The sequence below is a fragment of the Nocardia sp. NBC_00508 genome, assembly GCF_036346875.1.
Taxonomy (GTDB): Bacteria; Actinomycetota; Actinomycetes; order Mycobacteriales; family Mycobacteriaceae; genus Nocardia.
The window spans coordinates 4458301-4483784 of the sequence record NZ_CP107852.1 but is presented as its reverse complement, the minus strand read 5'-3'; the positions used below and the strand labels follow the sequence as shown (position 1 = coordinate 4483784).

14 protein-coding genes (1 of these 14 running past the window's edge) are annotated in these 25484 nt (G+C 68.4%); 7 read left to right on the top strand and 7 right to left on the bottom strand.

All coding sequences use genetic code 11. From position 1 onward, the window contains the following. Positions 1-20 precede the first annotated feature (20 nt). Positions 21-2057, top strand: coding sequence for a 5-oxoprolinase/urea amidolyase family protein (locus tag OHA40_RS19760; RefSeq protein WP_330234277.1), 2037 nt, complete (start codon positions 21-23; stop codon positions 2055-2057). Here the strand turns inward: OHA40_RS19760 and OHA40_RS19755 are convergent. Together OHA40_RS19755 and OHA40_RS19750 are read right to left on the bottom strand one after the other, a co-directional pair. Next, entirely contained in the window at positions 2029-2181 is a 153-nt protein-coding gene (locus OHA40_RS19755) for a hypothetical protein (protein ID WP_330228388.1), read from the bottom strand. The two genes, OHA40_RS19760 and OHA40_RS19755, sit on opposite strands and share 29 nt — an antisense overlap. Before the next feature lie 91 nt (positions 2182-2272). Then, on the bottom strand, positions 2273-3427 hold the full coding sequence (locus OHA40_RS19750) for an epoxide hydrolase family protein (RefSeq protein WP_330228387.1): 1155 nt from the start codon (positions 3425-3427) through the stop codon (positions 2273-2275). 62 nt (positions 3428-3489) lie between these two features. Between OHA40_RS19750 and OHA40_RS19745 the strand changes: the two genes are divergently transcribed. Then, positions 3490-4440: a helix-turn-helix transcriptional regulator gene (locus OHA40_RS19745; protein ID WP_330228386.1), complete on the top strand. Its 951-nt coding sequence runs from the start codon at positions 3490-3492 to the stop codon at positions 4438-4440. Positions 4441-4473: 33 nt separating this feature from the next. Here the strand turns inward: OHA40_RS19745 and OHA40_RS19740 are convergent, their stop codons facing one another. Then, positions 4474-5490, bottom strand: coding sequence for an NAD(P)-dependent alcohol dehydrogenase (locus tag OHA40_RS19740; RefSeq protein WP_330228385.1), 1017 nt, complete (start codon positions 5488-5490; stop codon positions 4474-4476). 90 nt (positions 5491-5580) lie between these two features. On the opposite strand from OHA40_RS19740, the gene OHA40_RS19735 reads away from it, so the two are divergent. Further along, positions 5581-6243, top strand: coding sequence for a TetR/AcrR family transcriptional regulator C-terminal domain-containing protein (locus tag OHA40_RS19735; RefSeq protein WP_330228384.1), 663 nt, complete (start codon positions 5581-5583; stop codon positions 6241-6243). A gap of 3 nt (positions 6244-6246) precedes the next feature. Here the strand turns inward: OHA40_RS19735 and OHA40_RS19730 are convergent, their stop codons facing one another. Then, a complete protein-coding gene (locus OHA40_RS19730) occupies positions 6247-6720 on the bottom strand; it encodes a MarR family winged helix-turn-helix transcriptional regulator (RefSeq protein WP_330228383.1) in 474 nt (157 codons plus the stop codon). Positions 6721-6830: 110 nt separating this feature from the next. Here OHA40_RS19730 and OHA40_RS19725 point away from each other — a divergent pair, with 110 nt between their 5' ends. Further along, a complete protein-coding gene (locus OHA40_RS19725; RefSeq protein WP_330228382.1) occupies positions 6831-7967 on the top strand; it encodes a GDSL-type esterase/lipase family protein in 1137 nt (378 codons plus the stop codon). A gap of 14 nt (positions 7968-7981) precedes the next feature. Here OHA40_RS19725 and OHA40_RS19720 read toward each other — a convergent pair whose 3' ends face one another. Then, positions 7982-8593 (bottom strand): TetR/AcrR family transcriptional regulator, encoded by a 612-nt coding sequence (locus tag OHA40_RS19720; RefSeq protein ID WP_330228381.1) that lies wholly within the window; start codon positions 8591-8593, stop codon positions 7982-7984. A 71-nt stretch (positions 8594-8664) separates the two neighbouring features. Here OHA40_RS19720 and OHA40_RS19715 point away from each other — a divergent pair, with 71 nt between their 5' ends. Genes OHA40_RS19715 through OHA40_RS19705 form a run of 3 tightly spaced genes read left to right on the top strand, consistent with a single transcriptional unit; the run spans position 8665 to position 10315 of the window. Continuing rightward, entirely contained in the window at positions 8665-9225 is a 561-nt protein-coding gene (locus OHA40_RS19715) for a peroxiredoxin-like family protein (RefSeq protein WP_330228380.1), read from the top strand. Beyond that, the gene (locus OHA40_RS19710) at positions 9222-9704 is read left to right on the top strand and encodes a DUF1772 domain-containing protein (RefSeq protein ID WP_330228379.1); all 483 of its coding nucleotides are present in this window, start codon (positions 9222-9224) and stop codon (positions 9702-9704) included. The genes OHA40_RS19715 and OHA40_RS19710 overlap by 4 nt, the downstream gene beginning before the upstream one ends. Further along, entirely contained in the window at positions 9701-10315 is a 615-nt protein-coding gene (locus OHA40_RS19705) for an ATPase (protein WP_330228378.1), read from the top strand. Before OHA40_RS19710 ends, OHA40_RS19705 begins: the two co-directional genes overlap by 4 nt. Before the next feature lie 29 nt (positions 10316-10344). On the opposite strand, the gene OHA40_RS19700 is transcribed toward OHA40_RS19705, so the two are convergent. Beyond that, the gene (locus OHA40_RS19700) at positions 10345-10866 is read right to left on the bottom strand and encodes a Uma2 family endonuclease (protein WP_330228377.1); all 522 of its coding nucleotides are present in this window, start codon (positions 10864-10866) and stop codon (positions 10345-10347) included. Positions 10867-11056: 190 nt separating this feature from the next. Further along, positions 11057-25484 carry the 3' portion of a non-ribosomal peptide synthase/polyketide synthase gene (locus OHA40_RS19695; protein ID WP_442943761.1) on the bottom strand. 29924 nt of this gene lie beyond the right edge of the window, so 14428 of the gene's 44352 nt are visible here — the last part of the coding sequence; its start codon lies beyond the right edge, outside the window; its stop codon occupies positions 11057-11059.

The following is a 25484-nucleotide window of genomic DNA, read 5'->3' as shown; positions in this document are numbered from 1 at the left end:
GCGCAGCGGAACCGAACACGATGGAGGTCCTCCGCCCCGGCATGCTGACCACCGTGCAGGACTGGCCCGGCCGGACCGGGTACTGGCACATCGGCGTCCCGCCATCGGGACCGATGGACGACCTGTCGTTCCGGCTGGGCAATCGAGCGCTCGGCAACGACGAGGGCGCCGCGGGTCTGGAATGCACCCTCGGCGGTCCCGCGCTCCGGTTCACCGCGCCGACCTGGATCTGCGTCACCGGCGCACCGGCCGACGTGACGGTGGACGGCGTCCGTGTGCCACAGTGGCGCACGGTGCGGGTGCCCGCGGGCGGCATGCTGGACGTTGGTGCCGTGCGCGGGCCGGGCATGCGCTGCTACCTGCTGATCGCGGGCGGCATCCAGTTGCCCGAATACCTCGGCAGCGCCGCCACGTTCACGCTCGGCCGGTTCGGCGGCAGCACCGGCGGGGCGCTGCGCGCCGGTGAATCGCTTCCGCTTGGCACCCACCACGGCCGGGTCGTGGTGGCCGTTTCGATGGAGGAACAGCCCGTGCTGACCCGGCGCTGGGAGCTTGCGGTCACCGAAGGCCCGCACGGCGCACCGGAATTCTTCACCCGCGACGACTTCGATACCGTCGTCGGGACCGATTACGAGGTGCACTTCAACTCCGATCGCACCGGCGTCCGACTGATCGGTCCGAAGCCGGAATGGGCCCGCGCCGACGGCGGCGAAGCGGGACTGCACCCGTCCAATATCCACGACACGCCGTATTCCGTAGGCGCGCTGGACTTCACCGGCGACACTCCCATCCTGCTCGGCCCCGACGGACCGAGCCTGGGCGGTTTCGTCTGCCCGGTCACCGTCGTGGCGGCCGACCGCTGGAAGCTCGGCCAGCTGTCCCCCGGCGACACCGTGCGTTTCGTGCTCGTCCGCAGCGACCGCGCCGCCTCGATCCGCGAGTTGGGGCTCGCGCGCCGCGCCGCGTGGCCGACGGTGCTCTCGGCGGGCGGTGACGGTGACGACGGCGTGCTGCGCCGCGCCGACGTGGACGACGAGACCGCGGTGACCTACCGCCGCGCGGGCGACGACGGAGTGCTGGTCGAGTACGGCGCTATGACATTGGATCTCGGCCTGCGCGCCCGCGTGCATGCCCTGCACCAGCACCTGCTGGCGGCTCGCGTGCGGGGCGTGAGCGAGCTGACCCCGGGGATCCGCTCGTTGCAGATCCGGGTCGATCGTCACGTCCTGCCGGTGCCCGCGCTGCTCGACCTGCTCGCCGAGGCCGAAACACAACTCCCCCCGCCCGCCCGGCTCGTGGTGCCCAGCCGCGTCGTCCACCTGCCGCTGTCCTGGGACGACCCGTCCACGCGCGAGGCCATCATCCGCTATATGCACGGTGTACGCGCCGACGCGCCGTGGTGTCCGTGGAACATCGAGTTCATTCGTCGCATGAACGGCTTGGACACGGTCTACGACGTGTACGACACCGTGTTCGGGGCCGAGTACCTGGTGCTCGGACTCGGCGACGTCTACCTCGGCGCGCCGGTCGCCACCCCCACCGATCCCCGGCACCGGTTGGTCACCACGAAGTACAACCCCGCCCGCACCTGGACGCCGGAGAACGCGGTCGGCATCGGCGGCGCCTACCTGTGTGTCTACGGCATGGAAGGGCCGGGCGGCTATCAATTCGTCGGCCGCACCACCCAGGTGTGGAATCACCGCGCTACGACGACGTCCGTGCTGCGGCCCGGAGCCGATCGCGCCGCCACCGATGCTGAAACACCATGGCTGCTGCGGTATTTCGATCGCATCCGCTGGTATCCGGTCGAGGCGGAAGAACTCCTCGACCTGCGCGCCGACTTCGCCGCGGGCAACGTCCAGGTGCGGGCCGAGGACGGCGAGTTCCGCCTGGCGGACTACCGAACGTTCCTCGCCGATAAGGCCGAATCCATCGAACTCTTCCGCACGAGGCAAGCAGAGGCCTTCGCCGCCGAACGCAACTCCTGGCGGTCGGCGGGCGAGCTCACGATCCAACCGATTGTTCCGGTCACCAACCGAAAAGCTCGGCCGCGATGATCGATTCGTCGTCCCAGGCGCTCTCGATCTCGTCGCGTTCCCGGTCGGACAGCTCGGGTGACCACCCGCAGCGTCGCCAGAAATCCTCGCGATGGTCCTGGGAAAGAGGTATCGGTTCGCACATGGCGGTCGCTCCTGACAGCCCACAGTCCTGCTTTCCGATTGTGGGCCTGTTCCGCGGCGACGTGCCGGAACAGGCCCACCGAGTCCGGTTTTCAGCGCAGGTCGCGGAAGAACTCGCGAATGTCCGCGGTGAGCAGGGCGGGTTCCTCCATGGCGGCGAAGTGACCGCCACGGTCGACGTCGTTCCAGCGCGTGATGGTGTTCTCGGTCTCGGCGTAGCGGCGGATGCCGATGTCGTGGGCGAAGACCAGAGCCGCCGTGGGCACGCCGGAATTCTGCTCGGGTTCGCCCCACGGCGTGTCCTGGGCGTAGCCGACATAGGCCGCCGACCCGGCGGTTCCGGTGAGCCAGTACAGCATCACGTTGGTCAGCAAGCGATCCCGGTCGATGATCTTGTCCGGGTCGACACCACGGGGATGCGTCCATTCCCGGAACTTGTCCATGATCCAGGCGAGCTGTCCCACCGGGGAATCCACCAACCCGTAGGCGAGGGTCTGCGGCCGGGTGGACTGGATGGCGATGTAGCCGAACTCCTCCTGCATGAACGCCTCGATCCGCCCGATGCGATCGCGTTCCAGGTCGGTCAGGCTCGCCAGCTCCTCCTCCGCGAGCGGCAGCGGCGGGAAGGGACCGGGCCCGCCATTGACGTGCACTCCGGCGACCCGGCTCGGCGCCGTGCGGCCGACCTGCGGGCTCACCGCCGCTCCGATGTCACCGCCCTGCACGCCATAGTGCTCATATCCCAGCCTGCGCATGAGTTCGTCCCACGCCGCGGCGATTCGATCGATGGTCCAGCCCGTCTCGGCGACCGGTCCGGAGAACCCGAACCCGGGCAGCGAGGGGATGACCAGATGGAAGGCGTCGGCCGGATCACCGCCGTGCGCCCGCGGATCGGTCAACGGGCCGATCAGGTCGAGGAATTCGACGACCGAGCCCGGCCAGCCGTGCGTCATCAGTAGGGGCAGCGCGTCGGCCTCGGGCGAGCGGACGTGCAGGAAGTGGATGGTCTGGCCATCGATGTCGGTCGTGTACTGCGGGTAGGCGTTGAGCTGCTTTTCGGCTGCGCGCCAGTCGTATTCGGTGCGCCAGTATTCGGCCAGCTCGCGCAACCAGGCGGTCGGCGTCCCGGTGTCCCAGCCGTCACCCGGCAGCGGGGTGGGCCAGCGGGTGGCGTCGAGGCGGGAGCGCAGATCATCGAGCTGCTGCTGCGGAATGTCGATGCGGAACGGGTGGATGTCGTTGCTCATGACATCGACGATATGACCTACCTAGGACAGCTTCCGCCCTAGCAATCGGGCAAACTCTTCCTATGTTGGAAACCTCGGCACGACTGCTTCGCCTGCTGACCCTCTTGCAGACGCCGCGCGACTGGACCGGCACCGAACTGGCCGAACGGCTCGATGTGGACGTGCGCACCGTCCGCCGCGACATCGACAAACTGCGCACCCTGGGTTATCCGGTGGATGCGACACCAGGCGTGGCCGGGTACCGACTCGGCGCGGGCGCGAAGTTGCCGCCGCTGCTGCTGGACGACGACGAGGCGGTGGCCGTGGCGCTCGGCCTGCGCACCGCGGCGGGCGGCACCATCGCGGGCATCGAGGACAGTTCCCTGCGGGCGCTCGCCAAGCTCGAACAGGTGCTGCCGTCGCGGCTGCGCTACCGCGTCGGCATGCTCCAAGCGGCGACGGTCACGGTGCCCTCGGGCGGCCCCACCGTCGACCCCGATACCCTCACCACCGTGGCGGGCGCCATCCGCGACAGCCACCGCCTGCGCTTCGACTACCGCGGTCACGACGGCGTCGCGTCGCTGCGCACCACCGAGCCGCATCGGCTGGCCCACACCGGCCGTCGCTGGTACCTCATCGGCTGGGACATCGACCGCGACGACTGGCGCACCTATCGCGTCGACCGCATGCATCCCCGCATGCCGACGGGCCCACGCTTCACACCACGCGAGGCGCCCGACACCGACCTGTCCGGGTATCTCTCGCGCGGCGTCACCACCGCGCCGTACCGCTATACCGCCCGGATCACCCTGGGCGTCCCCGCCGAAGTCGCCGCCGAACGCATCGCCCCGACCGTCGGGGTGATCGAGGCGCTGGACACCGAAAGCTGTTTGCTCCGAACCGGAGCCAACTCGCTCGACGAGCTGGCGATCTATGTCGCCACCTTCGGCTTCCCGTTCCGGGTGCACGAACCCCCAGAACTCGTCGCGCACATCCGCACGCTCGCGGCACGCCTCGGCGTGGCGGTCGACTGACCCGTTCAGGCCGAAACGGCGGCGACGGCGGGTTCACACAACGATTACCGTCTTGCCCTGAGCGTGTCCCTCGAGGACGTGGCCCACCGCCGCGGCCGCCTCGGCGAGCGGGTAGCGCCGCTCGATCACCGGGTGCAGTTTTCCGTCCACGGCCAGTCCGGCCAGGAACTCCAGGTCCGCCTGCCGTGGGCGCATCAACAGCGGACGCATCGTCTGGCTGACCACCAGGCCGGTCAGCACCACCTTGGCGACCCACACCACAGGCCCGAACCAATTTCCTCCGGGCGCGCCCGCCGACGAGACGAGGACTCCTTTCGGGGCGAGCACCCGCCTGCAGGCGGTCAGCGAACGATTCCCCACCAAATCGAGCAGCACGTCGTAGCGGTGCTCGTCACGGGTGAAATCCGCGGTGGTGTAGTCGATCACCCGGTCGGCCCCGAGCGAGCGCAGCGTCTCGACATGACGTGTGCTGCACACGGCCGTCACCTCCGCACCGAGCGCTTTCGCGATCTGCACCGCGCTGGTGCCGACACCACCCGAGGCGCCATTGATCAGCACCGTCTGCCCGGCACGCAATCCGCCGACGTCGCGCAGCCCTTGGAGCGCGGTCATCCCCGAATCCGGCAGGGCCGCAGCCTCTTCCACGGTCAGACCGACGGGACTGTGCGCAAGTCGTTCAACGGGCACGCTGACGTATTCGGCGAATGCCCCCGAATCGACCGCACCGAAAACCACTTCCCCACAGGCGAACCCGGTGGCACCGGCACCGATGGCCACCACGTCACCGGCGAGATCGTGCCCGATGATCCGGTATTTGGGCCGTCGCAGGCCGAAGCCGAGCCGGATGGCGTAGGGCTTGCCGGTGAGAAGATGCACGTCGCCACTGCATACCGCCGCCGCACGCACCCGGACCAACACCTCGCCGTCGCCCGCGACAGGCCGCGGCACCACCTCCGTCCGGAGGACCTCGCTGAAGCCGTACCGCGGCGCGGCGATGGCGGTCATCGTGCCGTTGTCGATAGTGGACTGCTGGCCGTCGGCCTCGGACATGGCGATCCTCGTCTTCGCAGGATACTTACAGCGTAAGTACGTCACCAAGGACGGTACGCTTACACCGTAAGTACGTCAAGATTGGGAACCATGCCCGAGAGCAGCGCGACCCGCGCGACATTGACCAGGGACGCGGTGTTGCGCGCCGCGGTCCGGCTCGCCGACGAGCACGGCCTTGCCGCGCTGTCCATGCGGAAGTTGGCGCAGACGCTCGGCGTCGAGGCGATGTCGCTGTACAACCACGTAGCGAACAAGGACGACCTGCTCGACGGCATCGCCGATCTGGTGGTCGCGGAGATGGCGCTGCCCGAGATCGGCGGCGACTGGAGGGCCGCCCTGCGCGCCAGGGCGGCCTCCGCTCACGAGGTGCTGCTGCGTCATCCCTGGGCAACCGGCCTGATCGGTACCAGGATCAATGTCGGCCCCGCCATGCTGCGCTACGTCGATGCCACGGTGGGGTGCCTGCTCGCGGCGGGATTCTCCCTACCACAGGCCGATCGCGCGTGGAACGCGCTGGACAGCCACCTTTACGGTTTCACCTTGCAGGAGTTGAACTTCCCGCTGGAGCCGTCCGAGTACGCCTCCGCCGCAGACGAATTCCTTCCGCGCATCCCGGCCGACCAGTTTCCCCACATGAACGCACTGGCCCAGCTGGTGATCGACGGGAAGCACACGGGAATCGCCGATTTCTCCTTCGGCCTCGAGCTGATCCTCGACGGCTTGGAGCGGTTGCTCACCACGGCCGAGGACTGACGCTCAGCCCACGCCGAACGTAGCCTCCGGATTGGACACGTCACGAACGATCCGCAGCGCCTCGACCAATGCCTCCAGCTGCACGGGCGTCATCAGTCCGACGAACCAGCGATCGATGGCGGCGAGGTAGTCCGGTAGCACCTGCGCGAGCCGTGCCGCACCCGCCTCGGTGAGCACTGCATAGGCGCTGCGCCGGTCGTCTGGATCAAGCTCGCGTTCGACCAGACCCGCACCCGCCAGCCGATCGACCAATCGGGTGACGCCACTGGTGGACAGTGAGGTCTGCACCGCCAGCGCCGACATGCGCAACCGCCGCCCCGGCGAACGGCTCAACCGCATCAGCGCGTTCAAGTCCAACCCGGACAACCGGTGTGCCTTCCAGACCGGTTCCAGCTTGGCCACCACTCCGGCGTGCGCCTCGAACAGCAGGCCCATGGTGGTCAGGCGTGGATCCTCGAACAGTTCGATCGCGTCCATGCCGGGCAGACTACTCGGAATGTTTGACGCGAGGATAGTTGACACGAGGAACAAATCGTCATAGAAATATGCGTACGCATTATTCCTCGCAGCAACTAATGGAGGTTCCCATGTCGCCGAACGCCTGGATCGCCGGTTTCCGCTCCGGGGTGATCAGTCCGGACGAGCAGATCAAACTCGCGGAGTCGCGCGCGTTCACCGACCAGACCGTGCGACAAGTGCTGCGCTTGGCGGGCGGCGGTGCGCAGTTGCGGATCAGGCTGACCAACCGCTACGGGAAGACTCCGCTGGTCATCGACGCGGCCCGGGTGGCGATGCGCAAGACAGGCAGCGAGATCGTCGCCGAGACGGACACCGCGCTGCGCTTCGACGACGCCGAGCGAGTGGTCGTCCCGCCGGGTGGCGAGGTCGTCAGCGATCCGGTCGAATTCACCGCGTCGGCGGGCGCGGAGCTGGCGTTGAGCCTGTACCTGCCCGGCCCGACAGGTCTCGCGACCTTCTCCCAGGAGCCCGGCGAAATCGCCTACGTCGCAGCCGGAAACGTCGCATCGGACGCCGTACTTGCCACCGCCGAGGAGGTGCCCGCACGATTCTACGTCGTCGGCGTCGACGTGCTCGCGCCCGCGGGAACGCCGGTAGCGGTCGCCTTCGGCGATTCCTGGTTCGAAGGCGCCGGCACCACCGTCGGCGCCAATCGCCGCTCGGTGGACTTTCTCGACGCGCGGCTGGACCGCGGCTGGGTGGTCAACCAGGGCATCTCGGGAAATCGGCTGCTGACCAGGGAGATCGGCGATCCGGGCCTGGAGCGCTTCGATCGCGACGCGCTCACCGTACCGGGCGTCACGAGCGTCCTGGTGAACTTCGGCATCAACGACCTCATCCTCGGCGGCCTGGCGGACCAGCCGCCCGCTACAGCCGACGAACTGATCGCGGGCTTCAACGCGCTCGCGCACCGCGCCCACGCGGCCGGTCTCACCATTCACGCCGCGACGATCGGGCCTTTCGCCGGCTGCATTTACGAGGGGGTTACCGTCGCCGAGACGCTGCCGACCCGGCGTCGCGTGAACGAATGGCTACGTCGCTCCGACGTTTTCGACTCGGTGTTCGACGTGGCGCGCGCGGTCGAAGACCCGGAGCGAGCCGATTTCATTCGCCCCGGATTCGACAGCGGGGATGGCATGCACCTCAATGACGCGGGCGCTCGCGCGATGGCCGAAAGCGTGGACGTCGCAGCGCTTTTCGGTTGAGGTCCGCGCAGCGCTCACCGTCTCAGGCCACGCAGCACGATCTCGACACCGCCGCGGAACTCGTCGTCGGCCGACATGCCCTTGGCCCGGCCCGCGGTCTGCGCCAGATGCGGATAATCCTCAGGCGACAGCTCGGCCATCGCGATAGTCCCCCGCCCGGGCAGCGGTGCGTGGTGCTGGTTCTGCAAGTAGCCGATCAAGAAGGCGACCAGCGTGCGCTGGGCGATCACGCGTGCGCGTCCGGTGAAACCACCCTCGGTGAGCACAGCGAGCATCGCTTCCATCACGCGCAGTGATTCGACCGAGGACTGCCGATGCCGCAGCACCAGCGGCACGGCCGCCGGATGGGCGGCGAATCCGGCTCGGATGTGTTCGAGCAGCAGCGTCGCGCGTTCCTTCCAGTCGATTCCGGCGGGCAGCGTCGTGTCGATGGAGGCGAACACCTGATCCACTACCAGCACCTCGAGTTCGTCGCGGTCGCGGACGTAGCGGTACAGCGCCATGGTGGCCACGCCGAGTTCCTTGGCCACCGCGCGCATGGTGAGCGCGGGCAAGCCGTCGCGGTCGAGCACGGCCAGGGCCGCCGAGGCGAGATCGGCGGTGGTCAGCGAGCGAGGACGGGGCACGGGTTGACAGCGTACAAGCTACGCGCATACTGGTCGTAGGCGTACGAGGTACACCTACGAGAGGAGCTTCGATGTCGCTACCGACCGCAGTCCCCGACCGAACTCTGGTCACCGTCTCCGGCGCGCACGTCCAGGTACCGGACCCGGATTGCCTGATCCACCTGCAATTCCGCCGATTCGCCGGATGCCCGGTGTGCAACTTGCACCTACGCTCGATCGTCGCCCGCGGGCAGGAGATCGCTGCGGCGAACATCCGCGAGGTGGTCGTCTTCCATTCCAGCGCCGAGGAATTGCGCAAATACACCGCCGAGCTGCCGCTCGATGTGATGGCCGATCCGAGCCGCAAGCTTTACCGCGAGTTCGGCGTCGAGACCTCGCCCCGCGCGCTGCTCGACCCGCGCGGCTGGCCCGCAATCTTGCGCGGCGTGGCCCACGCTGCGTGGGCGGCGCTTCGCGGCAGGCAGGCCGCCCCGCCCACCAAGCCCGAGGGCGGAAGCCTCGGATTGCCCGCCGACTTCCTGATCGGTCCCGACGGACGTGTCCTCGCCGCGAAGCTCGGCACACATGTCTATGACCAATGGTCGGTAGACGAATTGCTGGCGCTCGCACCGATGGTGGAGCGCCGCGCGTGAGTATCGTCGAAAGGCCACTTCTGGCACGGGGATTCGCGTTGCTCTTCGGTGGACTGCTTGCCGGTGCATTCGGGTATGGCGCGGTCAACGTCCTGTACGCCTTCCGCCGGGTGCCGCTGGAGGTGCGCTTCACCTTCCACACGGCACTCATGAGCGTGAACGGCCTGGTCATGCAATCGCTGATGGGTCTGACCATCCTCAGCACGCTGATGCTCGCCGTCCGCACCACCGGACGGCCACGCCTGCTCGCGGCCGGCGCGGCCGTGCTCGCGGTCGCGGCGTTCCTGATCACCCGCCTGGGGAACGTCCCGATCAACCAGGACATCAAGGTGTGGGCCGTCAGCGGCCCACCTGCCGACTACGCCGAAATCCTCAGCCGCTGGGAGGCATTCCACTTCACGCGCACCGCCTGCGCCGTGGTGGCTTTCCTGCTCGTCGTGCTGACCACCCTGATCCGCACGAAAGAAGCACGCCCATGATGACCGTCGAATTGTTCGTCTCCGACCACACGCTGACCGCCGACCACAAAAGAGCCCTCGCCGAACGCATTCTGCGCGATCTGACCACCGAACCCGGCGCCCCGGAATCGGTGCTGGCGAAAGCCCGTGAGCTGACCCATGTTCTGGTGCGCGTCCCCGACGCTTGGGCGACCGGCGGACCGGACCAGGTCAGCGCGCCGCGCTATCTGGTGCGACTGACCGTCCCCGGAGCATGGGCCAACAACGGCGATTTCGGCGACCACGTGATCCCCTTGATCACCAAGGCCATCGCCGAGACCGAAACCGACCAGCACCGACTGACCCGCGACCCACACTGCGTAGTGCAGATCGTCGGCCTGCGCGAACACAACCTCGGCGCCTTCGGCCGGACGCTCACCATCACCGAGATCACCAAGCTGATGACCGCGGACTACCGCGCCACCGGCGACCACCCCGACGCCCCCGAGGGCCACGCCATCGACCCGATCTGCGGCATGACCGTCGAACTGTCCACCGCCCGCTTCACCCTCACCCACGACGGCACCGACTACGCCTTCTGCGCCCCGGTCTGCCGCAAGGTCTTCGCCGAGGAACACGCCGTCCCGCTCTGAGGTGTGTCAGCGAAACCTGTTCACAGCAATCAGGGCAACAGCGATCCGGGATCGATGGTGAATTCGAAAGGACTGCGCAGGGTGACCGCATTACCAGCGGGCACCCTGTGCGTCAGCTCGTAGGTGCGGTCGCCCCCGAGTTCGTGTGCGAACAGAACGGGAAGAGATTCGCCCGGCAGCTGCCCTTTGAACGGATTGGGCTCGAACCGCCAGTAGTTCGGAATACCCGCCTCTGCATAGACCACAGGTTTGACCATGCGGTCTTGCAACGTCGTAGATTTGGACACCACCTCTACCACGAGTTCTACCTGATGAGCAGGAACTCCCCTGGCATCCAATTCGATCGAATCGGCCACCACCATGAGATCGGGAATCGGCTCGTCGTCACCGATCAGCACCCCGACGCCTTCCAGCACCAGACGATCTGGCGGCAACACCGCGTCGAGGGCACGCCCCAGCCATCTGATCAGCAACTGATGCCGAGGCTTCGGCGCGGCATTCACGACGAGCTGACCATTCAACACCTCGTAACGCAATCCGTCTTCGGGCATGTGGTCGAGGTCGGCAGCCGTCCAGCTGTCGGCACGAGGAATTGGCATAGCCATGAAACCACCTCCAACCTCGTCAAAAAGATGGCGGAAGATCGCCGCCGATTCCGTTCGAGTCTATCCGACGCACCGAAACGAACCCCCCGATGAAGGGCACGGATCGGTGCCCTTCATCGGCGGAACTCACGTATCCCTACTCCACGACGACGATCGTGATCTCGTCGTCGGCCAGGTCTGTCGGCTCGCCCGGTGCGACGAACCAGTGGGTGACCTCGGCTTCGGTGAGGTCCGCGTTCAGGTCGCCGGTCGGGAGGACCGAGAGGGCGCCCGCGGTGGCGGAGGCCAGGAACTCCAGTACGGCCGGGCGGCCCGAGGTGGCGGTGGTGTACGTGGTCGACTCGTAGGTGATCTCGCACTCTTCGCGTACCTGTTCGGCCCGGGCCAGCGCGTCGGACTGGGAGAGCGCGACGACCTCGTTTGCCGTGGTGATGACGAACGCCGGGTGTTCTTCGCCGAGCGGGCGTACTCGGTCGGCGTAGGACACCGGGTGCGACGGGGCCGCTGCGAGATCCTGCTGCACTTGTGGGTCGTCGAGTGCCACCCAGCGGATTTCGCTGTCGGACACCGGTTGCAGGGTGATCCCGAATCCGGTGCCCGCGGTCGCGAGTTCCTCCGGTGCGAGGTCGCCGGCGAACAGGCAGGCGGCACCGGCTTTCTGCACCGCCCACGCCGCGACCACCGCGTCCACCGAGCGTGGCAGCGTCACCGCGACGATGTCGCCCGGTCCGGCACCGCGATCGATGAGCACTCGGGCCAGCTGCGAGGAACGCCGATCCAGCACGTGGTAGGCGATCTCGTCGTCACCGTCCAGCAGGGCGGGCGCCTCCGGGTCCTCCTCGACGACCTCGGCGAGCACCTTGGCCACCGTGTGCGCACCGACCCGGCCGACCGGCTCGGGCGCGGAAGTCGTTGCCGTGATGCCGGATTCGACCAGCAGCCGGGCACGCTCGTCCGCGTCCAGGATGTCGATGTCGCCGACCAGGGCGTCCGGGTCGCCGAGCAGCGCCTCCAGCACCCGGACCAGGCGCTGGGCCAGGATCTGCACCTCTTCGGCGGTGAACCGGCTACCCAGGTACCGCAGGGTCAGCTCGATGGTGGACTCCGCCATCACCAGCAGCGTCATCGGGTAGTGCGTGGCGTCGTTGACGCCGACACCGGTCACCGACATGCCGTCGATCGAGCTGGCGGCCGAAATCGCTTCCTTGTCCATCGGATACGACTCGAACACCATCAGCGTGTCGAACAGCGACCCGGTGCCCGCCACCCGCTGGATGTCGGTGAGTCCCACATAGTGGTGCTCGAGCAGATCGGCCTGCTCGTGCTGCAGCCGCTCCAGCAGCTCGCCGATGGTCTGGCGGTCATCGATCCGCAGCCGCACCGGCAGCGTGTTGATGAACAGACCCACCATCGACTCCACGCCGGGCAGCTCGGCCGGACGGCCGGACACCGTCGCGCCGAACACCACGTCGCCGCGGCCGGTGAGACGTCCGAGCAGGATGCCCCAGGACGCCTGCACCAGCGTGTTCACCGTGACGCCGAGTTCGGCGGCGTGCTTGGTGAGCCTGCGGGTGCGGTCCGCGTCGAGTTCGGTGGTCAGCGTCCCGATCTCGTAGTCCTCCGTGCCGCGTGCCTGCGGCGCGAGCTGAGTGGGCTCGGTGACGCCGTCCAGCGCCGTCGCCCAGGCCCGCAGCGAAGCGTCCCGGTCGCGCCCGGCCAGCCAGCCGAGGAAGTTGCGGTAGGAGGCCACCCGCGGCAGCGCGGTCTGATCGCCGTGCACCGCGTACAGCACCAGCAGGTCCCGCATGAGCAGCGGCATCGACCAGCCGTCCAGCAGGATGTGGTGGGTGGTGATGGCCAGGTGCCACTGCTCGGCGTCACTGCGGAACAGCGTGAACCGCATCAGCGGCGGCGTGGCCATATCGAAGTGCGTCGCCCGCTCCACCGCGACCTGACGCTTCAGTTCCGCTTTCCGCTGCTCGACGGGCAGCTCGGTGAGATCCACCTCGCGCCACGGCGCTTCGACCCGATCGAGCACCACCTGAACGGCCTGCCCGTCGGAGTCGGTGACGAACGCGGTGCGCAGGTTCGGGTACCGGTCGATGATGCATTGGGCCGCAGCCCGCAGCCGCGCCACGTCCAGCGTGCCGCCCAGGTCCACCACGGCCTGCATGGTGTACACGTCCACGGTGGACTGGGTCATCAGCGCATGGAACAGCAGACCCGACTGCAGCGGCGAGAGCGGCCACACCTCGGTCAGCGCCGGGTAGGTCCGTTCCCACAGTTCGATGTCGTGCTGCCCCACCCGCACCAGCGGCATGTCCGATGGCGTGAAGCCGCCCGCGTCCGACCGCCGCGCGTGCGTGGCCAGCACGGTGAGCGCCTCGACCCAGAGGTCGGCGAACTCCTGGACCCGCTCGGTGGTCAGCAGACCGGTCGGGAAGGCGAACGACGCGCCCAGCTGCGGGCCGTCAGCGCCGTCGGTGACGATCGCGTTGATGTCGATCGTCGCGTTGGCGGGCATGTCGAGGTCCATGTCGACATCCAGCTGGCCCAGGTCGGCCACCGGCACCCAGCCGATCTCGGCGAGCTGCTCGGGGATCTCCCCGGCCGACATCCGGCCCAGGTAGTTGAAGCTGATCTGACCGGGGTTGCCGAGGCTCGACGCCGTCTCGGGATTCAGCTGCCGCAGCAGGCCGTAGCCGACGCCCTTGTCGGGCACCGCGAGCAACTGCTCCTTGATCGACTTCACGACCTCGCCCAGCGCGGCGCCACCGGCGAAGGCGTCGGCGACGTCCGCACCGGCCAGGTCGAGCCGGACCGGGTAGGCGGAGGTGAACCAGCCGACCGTGCGGGACAGGTCCGCACCGGGCACCACGTCCTCTTCGCGGCCGTGGCCTTCCAGCTTGATCAGCACCGCGCTGTGCTCGATGGCGGCGTCCGCGGGGCCCTGCGTGGTTACGCCGGCTGCCTCCTCCGGGCCCGTCGCTCCCGCCGCGCCGTCACCGCGCCAGCGGGCGACCGCCATGGCCAGCGCCGACAGCAGGCCGTCGTTCACGCCGCCGCGGTAGAGGCCGGGGATGGCGGTGAGCACGGCGTCGGTGACCTCGGCGGGCACCGTGACCTCGACCCGCTCGACGGTCGCGAACGTGTCGACGGCCGGATCGAACGCGCGGGAGCCGAGCAACGGATCCGGCGTGGCCGAAACCTGCTGCCAGAACGGCAGTTCCGCGACCCGTTCCGGCGCGCCGGCCGCCTCGACCAGGCTGTGCGCCCACCGCCGCATCGAGGTGCCGTTCGCGGGCAACGCCACCGCCTGACCCGCGACCAGCTGCGACCAGGCCACCGCGAAGTCCGGGATCAGGATGCGCCAGGACACGCCGTCGACCACGAAGTGGTGCGCGACGATCAACAGCACATCGCGGCGCTCACCGCTGTGTCCGATGGCGGCGTCCGCGGGTCCCTCCGTGGTTACGCCAGCTGCCGCCTCCCGGCCCGTCGCTCCCGCCGCGAAGGCGAACCAGACGAACTGCGCCATAGCGGCATTCGCCGGATCGAGCCTGCCCATCGCCGCGTCCAACACCTCGGTGCCGACCCTCGCCAGCTCCGCCTCGTTGGTGTCGGCGGCCAACTCGACCCGGTGCACCAGGGCGTCGACGTTCACCGCGCCCCGCGGCAGCGCCTCGAACCTCCAGTCCGTGCCGGTGCGGCGCAACCGCGACCGGAGCACATCGTGGTGGTCGAAGACCGCCGCGATGGTGCCGACCAGGGTTTCCCGCTCGATGCCCTCGGGCAACCGCAGCGCCATGGTCTGCGAGAACCGCTGGTAGGACGAGCCGCTCGCGAGGATCTGCCGCATGATCGGGGTCAGCGGGATCTCGCCGACACCGCCGCCGGGCAGTTCCTCCAGCCTCACCTGTTCGGCACCGGCGCCGAACGTGGCGATCTCGGCCAGCGAAGCCACGCTGCGCCGCTCGAACACGTCACGCGGGGTGAACACAACGCCGCGCGCTTTGGCCCGCGAGACCAGCTGGATGGACAGGATGCTGTCGCCGCCGAGCGCGAAGAACGAGTCGTCCAAACCGATCTGCTCGACGCCGAGCACTTCGGCGAACACCTCGGCGATGACGGACTCGATCTCGTTGGCCGGTGCGCGGAACTCGCGCGGGGCCAGCTCCGGTTCGGGCAGCGCCTTGCGGTCCAGCTTGCCGACCGGGGTCAGCGGGATCTCATCGATCACCACGATCGCCGTCGGCACCATGTGCGGCGGCAGACTGCGAGAGGCGTACTCGGTCAGCCTTGCGGTGTCGATCTCGCGGCCCGGCGTGGCCAGCACGTAGGACACGAGAATCGTCGCGCCCGCCGCGGTCTGGCGGCCGAGCGTGATCGCGTACTCGACGTCCTCGTGCCTGCCGAGCACGGTGTCGATCTCACCCAGTTCGATGCGGAAGCCGCGGATCTTCACCTGGAAGTCCGAGCGGCCGACGTAGTCCAGCTCCCAGCGCACCGAAGGGAGCGCGGCGTTGCCCGCCCGCTCACCGGGTTCGGCGAACCAGCGCACCACGTCACCGGTGCGGTACATCCGCGCGCCCTCGTTGCTCCACGGGTTGGCGACGAATCGTTCCGCGGTGAGGTCGGGGCGGTTGTGGTAGCCGCGTGCCAGCGCGCCACCGGCCAAGTACAGCTCGCCCGCGACGCCGGGCGGCACCGGGTTGAGGCGGTGGTCCAGCACCAAGGCCGACATACCCCGCACCGGACGGCCGATCGTGATGTGCCTGCCCGGGGTGAGGGCGGCGTACGACGAGATGATCGTCGTCTCGGTCGGACCGTAGGCGTTGAAGTACTTGCGGCCCGGCCACCACTTGGCCAGCAGTTCCGGCGTGGTGACGTCACCACCGACGGAGGCCACCTCGAGCGCCTCCATCCCTTCGGCGTCGACCGTGCCCAGCACGGCGGGGGTGATGATCGTGTGCGTCACCCGCTCGGTGCGCAGCAGCTCGGCCAGATCCGGGCCGCCGATGATGGTCGACGGCACGACCACCAGCGTGGCGCCGGTGTACGCGGCGCACAGCCATTCCAGCACCGACGGATCGAAGCTGGGCGAGCAGATATGCAGGAACCGGTGGTGCGACTCGAGCTGGTACAGGTCGGTCGCGACGCCGACCAGGCCGCCCATGCCCGCGTGGGTCACGGTGACGCCCTTGGGCATACCGGTCGAACCCGAGGTGTAGATGACGTACACCGGGTGCCGCATGGCCAGCGAGGAGATCCGGTCCGCGTCCGTGACCGGCGCGGCGGACTGGCTTTCGACGAGCGAACCGAACTCGGGGTCGTCCATCCGCAGCCACTCGACGTCGCGCGGCAGCCGGTCCACGTACTCGCTCGCGGTGATGCCGATGACCGCGCCGGAGTCGTTGACCATGTGCCGCATGCGGTCTTCGGGGTAGGTCGGGTCGATCGGCACGTGCGCGCCGCCGGCCTTCGCGACCGCCCAGAACGCGGCGACCATCTCGTAGGAACGCGGGAACGACAGCGCCACGATGCGCTCCGGACCGACACCGCGCGCGATGAGCACCCGCGCCAGGCGGGAGGAGTACTCGTCGAGTTCGCGGTAGGTGATGGACCGCCCCTGGTAGCGCACCGCGATCTGCTCCGGGTCCAGCCGCGCGCCACGCTGGAGCAGGTCCGGCAGCAGGCCGGTGGCCATGACATCCTCGCCGTGCACGTGCGTGAGCAGGTGGTACTCGGCGGGGTCCAGCAGCGGCAGATCACCGATCGGGGTCTCCCGGTCGGTGACGATCGCGGTGATCAGCCTGGTGAAGCGCTCGGCGAAGATCCGCACGGTCTCGTCGTCGAAGAGGTCGCGTGCGAAGGAGAACTCCGCGTACATGCCCGCGTCGTCGGGGTTCTCCCCAGCCTCGCGGATGGTCAGCGACAGATCGAACTTGGCCGTGTCGACGTCGAAATCGACCGCCCCGACATGCAGTCCGGGCAGTTCGAAGCTGCTCTCGGGCAGGTTCTCGAACGACAGCGCCACCTGGAACAGCGGATGCCGCGCGGTGGAGCGTTCCGGGTTGAGCAGTTCCACCAGCCGCTCGAACGGCAGGTCCGCGTGCGCGAACGCCTGCAGGTCGGCGTCCTTGGTCCTGGCCAGGAACTGGTCGAAGGTGAGGTCGCCGTCCACGTTCGAGCGCAGCACCAGGGTGTTGACGAACATGCCGATCACGTCGTCGAGTTCGGCTTCGCCGCGACCCGCGATGGGGGTGCCGATGGCGATGTCGTCGGTGCCGGACATGCGCGCGAGGAACAGCGCGAGCGCGGCGTGCACGACCATGAACAGCGTCGCGTTCTGCTCCCTGGCGATCTCGGTGAGCATGCGATGCAACTCGCCCTCGATCGGGAACACCACGCGTCCACCGGCGAACGACTGGGTGGTCGGACGAGGCCGGTCGGAAGGCAAGTTGAGCTCGTCGGGCAGACCGGCCAGTGCGGCGCGCCAGTATTCGGCCTGCTGCGAGATCAGGCTCTCCGGGTCGGTCTCGGAGCCGAGCACGTCGCGCTGCCAGAGGCTGAAGTCCGCGTACTGGATCGGCAGCGGCGCCCAGCCCGGTTCCACACCGGCCGAGCGGGCCGCGTAGGCGAGCATCACGTCGCGGGTCAGCGGGCCCATCGACCAGCCATCCGCGCTGATGTGGTGCGCGACGAACACCAGGACGTACGCTGTGTCGGCCCCCGCCCCGCCGACCGCATCCGTCACTCGGAACAGCTTGGCCCGCAACGGAACCTCGGTGGTCACGTCGAATCCGGCGGAGACCACCTCGACGATCCGATGCCGGATGTCCTCGGCGGCAACCGGTTCCGGCGTCAGGTCCGGCGCGGCCCGCTCCGCGGGCACGATCACCTGATGCGCCGCGCCGTTCTGCTCGGGGTAGACGGTGCGCAGGGTCTCGTGCCTGGCGATCACGTCCGTGACGGCTAGTTGCAGTGCGGTGACGTCCAGTTCGCCGGTCAGCCGCACGGCCACCGGGATGTTGTTGACCGCGGAGGCGGTGTCGAACTGGTTGAGGAACCACATCCGCTGCTGCGCCAACGACAACGGAATCTGCTCCGGACGCGGACCAGCCACCAGAGCGCGGCGACCACCAGCACCCGCATGCTGCTCCACCTTCGCCGCCAAACCAGCCACCGTCGACGCCTCGAACAACACACGCACCGGAACACGCGCATCCAACCCCGCACCGATCCGCGCCGCGACCTGCGTCGCCAACAACGAATTACCACCCAAGGCAAAGAAGTCGTCATCCGCACCGACGCGTTCGACACCGAGCACCTCGGCGTACACCGACGCCACGATCTCCTCGATCGGCGTGGACGGCGCACGGAACGCCTGAACCTCGAACTCCGGCTCCGGCAACGCCTTGCGATCCAGCTTGCCATTCACGTTCAACGGCAGAGCGTCCAACACCACAAACGCCGACGGCACCATGTACGACGGCAAACCCGCGGACAGCGCCGACTTCACCTCAGCGACATCGACACCCGCATCGGCGCCACTCGCCACCAGGTAGGCCACCAGCCGGTCACCGGTCTTCGGATCGGACTTGGCGATCACCGCGGTCTGCGCGACCTCGGGCAGCGCCAACAGGGCGGCTTCGATCTCGCCGAGTTCGATACGGAACCCACGAATCTTCACCTGGAAGTCGGTACGTCCCCGGTACTCGAGCCCGCCCGCGCTTGTCCACGCAACCAGGTCACCGGTGCGGTACATCCGCGCACCCAGCTGGAAGGGGTTGGCCACGAAACGATCCGCGGTGAGATCGGCGCGCCCGAAGTAGCCACGCGCCAGCTGCGCACCCGCCAGATACAACTCACCCGAGACACCATCCGGCACCGGACGCAGTCGAGAGTCCAGCACGTACACCTGGCTGTTCCACTCCGGCGCACCGATCGACACCGACACCTCGTCGGCGAGGGTGACGCGGTGGCTGGTGATCGACACCGCCGCCTCGGTCGGACCATACAGGTTGAACAACTCCGTGCGCGGGTACTCCCGCAGGAACCGCTGCGCCACCGCACCCGGCAAAGCCTCACCGATCGCCAGCACCCGCCACAACGAGTTCGGCATCCCCGCCGTCGACAAAGCATCCAGCATCGAGGGCACCACGTGCAGGGTGGTCACCCATTCCCGAGCCATCAACTCGTTCAGATACGCCGGATCCCGATGCCCGTCCGGTGCCGCGATGACCAAGCGGCCACCACACACAGCCGCCGTCCAGAACTCCCACACCGACAAGTCGAACGTCGCCGCAGTCTTCAACAACACCGCATCCGCAGCGTCGAGCCCGAATTCGATGCTCTTCCACTGCAACTGATTCGCAATCGCCCCATGCGAGACCGCGACGCCCTTCGGGCGGCCGGTGGAACCGGAGGTGAAGATCACGTACGCGGTGTTCTCCGGACGCAACGGCGCGACACGGTCAGCGTCGGTGACCGGAGAGGCCGCCACGGCAGCCAGGTCGAGTTCATCGATCCGCACCAGCGGCGCGACATCGGTCTCGAACTGCGCGTCGGCGTTGGTCAACACACAGACCGGTGCCGCGGTCTCGAGAATGTAGTTGGTGCGCTCGGCGGCCTGATCCGGGTCCACCGGCACGTACGCGCCACCGGACTTCGCCACGGCATACATCGCGACGATCAGATCGACCGACCGGCGCAACGCCAGCGCCACGCGGGATTCCGGACCCACACCCAACGAAATCAAATGCCGCGCAAGGTGGTTCACCCGCTGATCGAGTGCACCGTAGGTGATCGACTCGCCATCGTCGGTGACCAGCGCTACTTCCTTCGGCCCGGCCGCGACGGTGGCGTCCAGCAGCGACACCAACGTGGCGGAGGTGTCCACCGTCTGCTCGGTCGCATTGCGTCCGGAGATCAGCCGGGTCCGCTCCGTGGCGTCGAGGAGTTCGAGGTCACCCACCGGTGTGCGCGGCGCGGCGATGATCTCACCCAGCAAACGCGCGAACCGATCCACAAAGCCCTGCACCGTATCGCGATCGAACATGTCAGTCGCATAGGTGAAGAACCCGGTGATGCCGTCGGGTTCGCCCGCGTCGCTGTAGCGGTCGGTCGCGATCAGGTGCAGGTCGAACTGCGACAGCTCGGTGTCGATATCCAGCCCCGACACACTCAGCCCCGGCAGCTCCAACGCCGCCTGCGCCAAGTTCTGGAACGACAAACCAACCTGGAACAACGGATGCCGCGCGGTCGAACGGACCGGGTTGAGCACCTCCACCAAACGCTCGAACGGCACATCAGCATTAGCGAACGCCTGAATATCGGTCTCACGCTGACGGGCCAACAAATCGGTGAACGCCTCATTCGCATCCACTCGGGTCCGGAACACCAGGGTGTTGACGAACATACCGATCAGATCATCCAGGGCGGCTTCACCACGACCCGCCATCGGCGTACCGATCGCGATGTCATCAGTCCCGGACAACCGAGCCAGCAGCACCGCCAGCGCGGTGTGCACGACCATGAACAGCGTCGCGCCCTCCGCACGCGCCAACTCGATGAGGGCTTGGTGGGTCTGGGCGTCCACCCGCAACTCGACCTTGCCACCCGCAAACGACTGCACCGCAGGACGCGGCCGATCCGACGGCAGATCCAACTGATCCGGCAACTCCGCCAACGCCTGCTTCCAATAAGCAACCTGCCTAGCGGACAACGACTCCGGATCATCCTCACTACCGAGCAACTCACGCTGCCAGATGCTGTAATCCGCGTACTGCACCTCGAGCGGCGCCCAATTCGGCGCCTCGCCCGCCGACCGCGCGGCGTAGGCGATCATCAGGTCTCTGGTCAGCGGGCCGACCGAGGAGCCGTCACCGGAGATGTGGTGCACCACCATGGCCAGCACGTAGTCCACCGAGCCGTCCGGCTGGGTCTGCGCGCCGTCGGCGATCTGGAACAGCGCGACCCGCATCGGCACCTCGGTGGTGACGTCGAAGATCGTCGACGTCAATGCCACCACGGCGGATTCGATCTGGTCGGGCGCGACCACCCGCACCTCCAGCCGCGGGACTGCCTGTGCCGGCGGCAGGATGACCTGCACCGGACCCGACTCGGTCTGCGGGTAGACGGTGCGCAGGATCTCGTGCCTGCTCACCAGATCGGCGATCGCGGCACGCAGCGCGGCAACGTCCAGCGCGCCGGACAACCGCACTGCGATCGGCACGTTGTAGGCCGCCGACTGGGTGTCGAACCGGTTGAGGAACCACATGCGCTGCTGCGCCAGCGACAGCGGAATGTGCTCCGGCCGCGGTCCCGCGGTCAGCGCCTTGCGACCACCGAGGTCGGCGTGCTGCTCCACCCGCACCGCCAGCGCGGCGACGGTTGAGGCCTCGAACAGCAGGCGCACCGGCACCCGGGTGTCGAGCGCCTCGCCGAGGCGGGCGGCGACCTGTGTGGCCAGCAGCGAGTTGCCGCCCCAGGCGAAGAAGTCGTCGTCCAGACCCAGGCGCTTCGACTCGGACCCTTCGCGATCCGAGATGCGCAGCACCTCGGCGAAGGTGTTCGCCACGATCTGCTCGATCGGCGTGACCGGGGCGCGGAACACCGCCTTCTCGAAGGTGGGCCGCGGCAGCGCTTTGCGGTCCAGCTTGCCGTTCGCGTTGAGCGGCAACGCATCCAGCTCGATCAGCACCGACGGCACCATGTACGACGGAAGCTCGGCCGACAGCGCGGCTTGCAATGCCCGCTTGTCGAGCGCGTCCGCCGTCCGGGTCACCACATAGGCGACGAGGCGGTCGCCGATGCTCGGATCGTGATGCGCGACAACCGCGGCAGCGCTCACCATTGCCTGCCGCAGCAGCGCGGCCTCGATTTCGCCGAGCTCGATGCGGAAGCCGCGGATCTTCACCTGGAAGTCGGTACGGCCCCGGTAGTCCAGCTCGCCGCCGGCGTTCCACGCCACCAGGTCGCCGGTGCGGTACATCCGCGAGCCGGGCGCACCGAACAGATCGGCGACGAACCGGTCCGCGGTCAGCTCGGGACGGCCGAAGTAGCCGCGCGCCAGCTGCGCACCCGCCAGATACAGCTCACCCGAGACGCCGACCGGAACCGGCCGCAGGCGGGAATCGAGCACGTAGACCCGGCTGTTCCACTCCGGCGAACCAATCGATACAGAGGTCTCGTCGGCGTCGGTGACCACATGGCTGGTGATCGACACCGCCGCCTCGGTCGGACCGTAGAGGTTGTGCAGCTGCGCGGCGTTGTCGCGGCGCAACCGCTGGGCCGTCGCGGCGGGCAGCGCCTCACCGATGGCAAGCACCCGCCGCAGCGAGGATGCCAGGTGGCCGCCGGATTCGGTGAGCAACGAGTCCAGCATGGACGGCACCACGTGCAGGGTGGTGACGCCGGTGGCGCGCATCAGCTCGTTCAGGTACGCCGGGTCGCGGTGCCCGTCGGCGGACGAGACCACCAGGCGGCCACCGGATACCGCGGCCGACCAGAACTCCCACACCGACAGGTCGAACGTCGCCGCGGTCTTCAACAGCACCGCGTCGTCCGCGCCGAGCCCGAAAACGCTCGTCTTCCACTGCAACTGGTTGACGATCGCCGCGTGCGGGACCGCGACACCCTTCGGCTGACCGGTCGACCCGGAGGTGAAGATCACGTACGCGGTGTTCGCCGGGGTCAGCGCGCCGCCCCGCTCGGCCGCGGTCACCGGGGTGTCCGCGTACTCGGCGAGGTCGAGGGCGTCGATCTGCACGATGTCGGCCACGGACGTGCGGAAGCCGTCGCGTCCGGTGGTCAACACGCACAACGGCGCGGCGGTGGCCAGGATGTAGTCGGTCCGCTCGGCGGGCTGATCGGGATCGATCGGCACATACGCCGCACCGGATTTCGCGACCGCGTACATGGCGACCACGAGATCGCTGCTGCGGCGGATCGCCAGCGCGACCCGGTCCTCCGGGCCGACGCCGCGGCCGATCAGGTACCGCGCCAAGCGGTTGACTCGCGCGTCCAGCTCGGCATAGGACAAGATCGCGTAGCGAATCGATGAGGGGTGGTGGTCGGGCGACGGGTGGGCCAGCTCCTGCTGACCGGTCGGCTCGTCGGCGATCAGCGCCACCGCCTCCGGCGTCGCGGCCACCGTGGCATCGAGCAACGACACCAGCGTGGCGGTGCGCGTAGAGCCTGCGGAACGCGCGGCAAGCAGAGCGTCGAGGTCGTATTCGGTCTCGTTCCACGCGGTGAGGATGCGCTCGCTCTCCTGTGGCGCGAGCAGGTTGATCTCGCCCACCCGCACCGTGGCGTCGGTCAGCACGGCGTCGAGCACCCGCAGGAACCGGTCGGCGAAGCTCTGCACCGTGTCCTCGTCGAACAGGTCGATGGCGTAACCGAATTCGGTGATGATCTCGGCCGGAGTGCCGTCCTCGGCGTACCGGTCGTACAGCGTGACGTGCAGGTCGGTCTTGGCCAGCTGCGAGTCGAAGTTGACCGGGCTCACGGTGAGGCCGGGCAGCTCGAAGGTGGTCTCGGCCAGGTTCTGGAACGACAGACCGACCTGGAACAGCGGGTTGCGGGCGGTCGAGCGCACCGGGTTGAGCACCTCGACGAGGCGCTCGAACGGTACGTCGGCGTTGGCGAACGCCTCCAGGTCGCGTTCCTTGACGTCGCCGAGCAGGTCGGCGAATGAGTCACCAGCGTTCACTTCGGTTCGGAACACCAGGGTGTTGACGAACATGCCGATCAGATCGTCGAGTTCGCGTTCGCCGCGGCCCGCGATCGGGGTGCCGACCGCGATGTCGTCGGTGCCGGACAAACGAGACAACAGAACAGCCAACGCCGCGTGCACAACCATGAACAGCGACGCGTTGTGCGCGCGTGCCAGCTCGTGCAGGCGGGCGTGCCGCTGCGGGTCGATCTCGAAGCGGATCGCCTTGCCATGGAACGACTGCGCGGGCGGGCGCGGCCGGTCGGCGGGCAGCTCCAGCTGATCCGGCAGGTCGGCCAGCGCCGTCTGCCAGTACGCCACCTGCTGCGCGGCCAGCGATTCCGGATCCTCCTCGGACCCGAGCACCGCGCGCTGCCACAGCGCGTAGTCGGCGTACTGCACCGGAAGCGGCTGCCATTGCGGCGCCTCGCCCTGCACGCGAGCCACATACGCGGCCATCACATCCCGCGCCAGCGGGCCCATCGACGAGCCGTCGGCCGCGACATGGTGCACCGTGAACGCCAGCACATGCTCGCGGTCGGCGATACGGAACAGGGCCACCGCCAACGGCACCTCGACAGTGACATCGAAGGTGGTCAGCGCGAAGGCGATGACGGCGCCGAGCAGATCCTCCTCGGCGACATCCACCGGGGTGAGCGCCACCGCGGACTGCGCCGCGGGATGGATCACCTGGTGCGGTCCGTCCGCCGAGCGCGGATAGGTGGTGCGCAGCACCTCGTGGCGGGCGAACACATCGCTGATCGCCTGCTCCAGCGCGGTCACGTCGAGCGTGCCGGACAGCCGGACGGCCAGCGGGATGTTGTCCACCGCCGAGGTGGCCGTGTCGAACTGGTTCAGGAACCAGTACCGCTGCTGCGCGGGCGAGAGCGGGACGCGCGCCGGACGCTCCCCCGCCTCCAAGCGCGGCCGGTTCCGGCCGGACCCGGCGTTGCGCTCGACCCGGGCGGCCAGCGCCACCACGGTGGACGCCTCGAACAGGTCGCGCACCGCGAGGCGGGTGTCCAGCGCGGCGCTCAGCCGCGCGGTCACCTGGGTGGCCAGCAGCGAGTTGCCGCCGAGTTCGAAGAAGTCGTCGTCAAGGCCGACCCGCGCGACACCGAGCACGTCGCCGAAGGTGCCCGCGACGATCTCCTCGAGCGGGGTGGACGGTGCGCGGAACACCTTGGCCTCGAACACCGGCGCGGGCAGCGCCTTGCGGTCGAGTTTGCCGGAGGCGTTCAGCGGGAAGGCGTCGAGCACGACGAACGCCGAGGGCACCATGTAGGCGGGCAGCTCGCCGCCGAGTTCCGCGCGCACGGCGTCGATGTCCACCGAACGGCCCGCGGTCGCGATCATGTAGGCCACCAGCTGGTCGCCGAGCCGCTCGTCCGAGCGGACCACGACCACCGCTTGCGCGATCGAATCCAGCGCCGTGAGCTCCGACTCGATCTCGCCCAGCTCGATGCGCAGACCGCGCAGCTTCACCTGGAAGTCGGTGCGGCCCAGGTATTCCAGTTCACCCTTGGCCGTCCAGGTCACCAAGTCGCCGGTGCGGTACATCCGCTCACCCGGCGCACCGAACGGATCGGCCACGAAACGGTCCGAGGTCAAATCCGGACGCGCGACATAGCCACGAGCCAACTGCACACCCGCCAGATACAACTCACCCGCGACACCAACAGGCACGGGGTGCAGGCGCGAATCCAGCACGTACACCTGGGTGTTGAACACCGGGGCGCCGATCGGCACCGACACCACGTCGTCCTCGGTCACCTCATGGAAGGTGACGTCCACCGCGGCCTCGGTCGGGCCGTACAGGTTGTGCAATCGGGTGCCCGTGAGT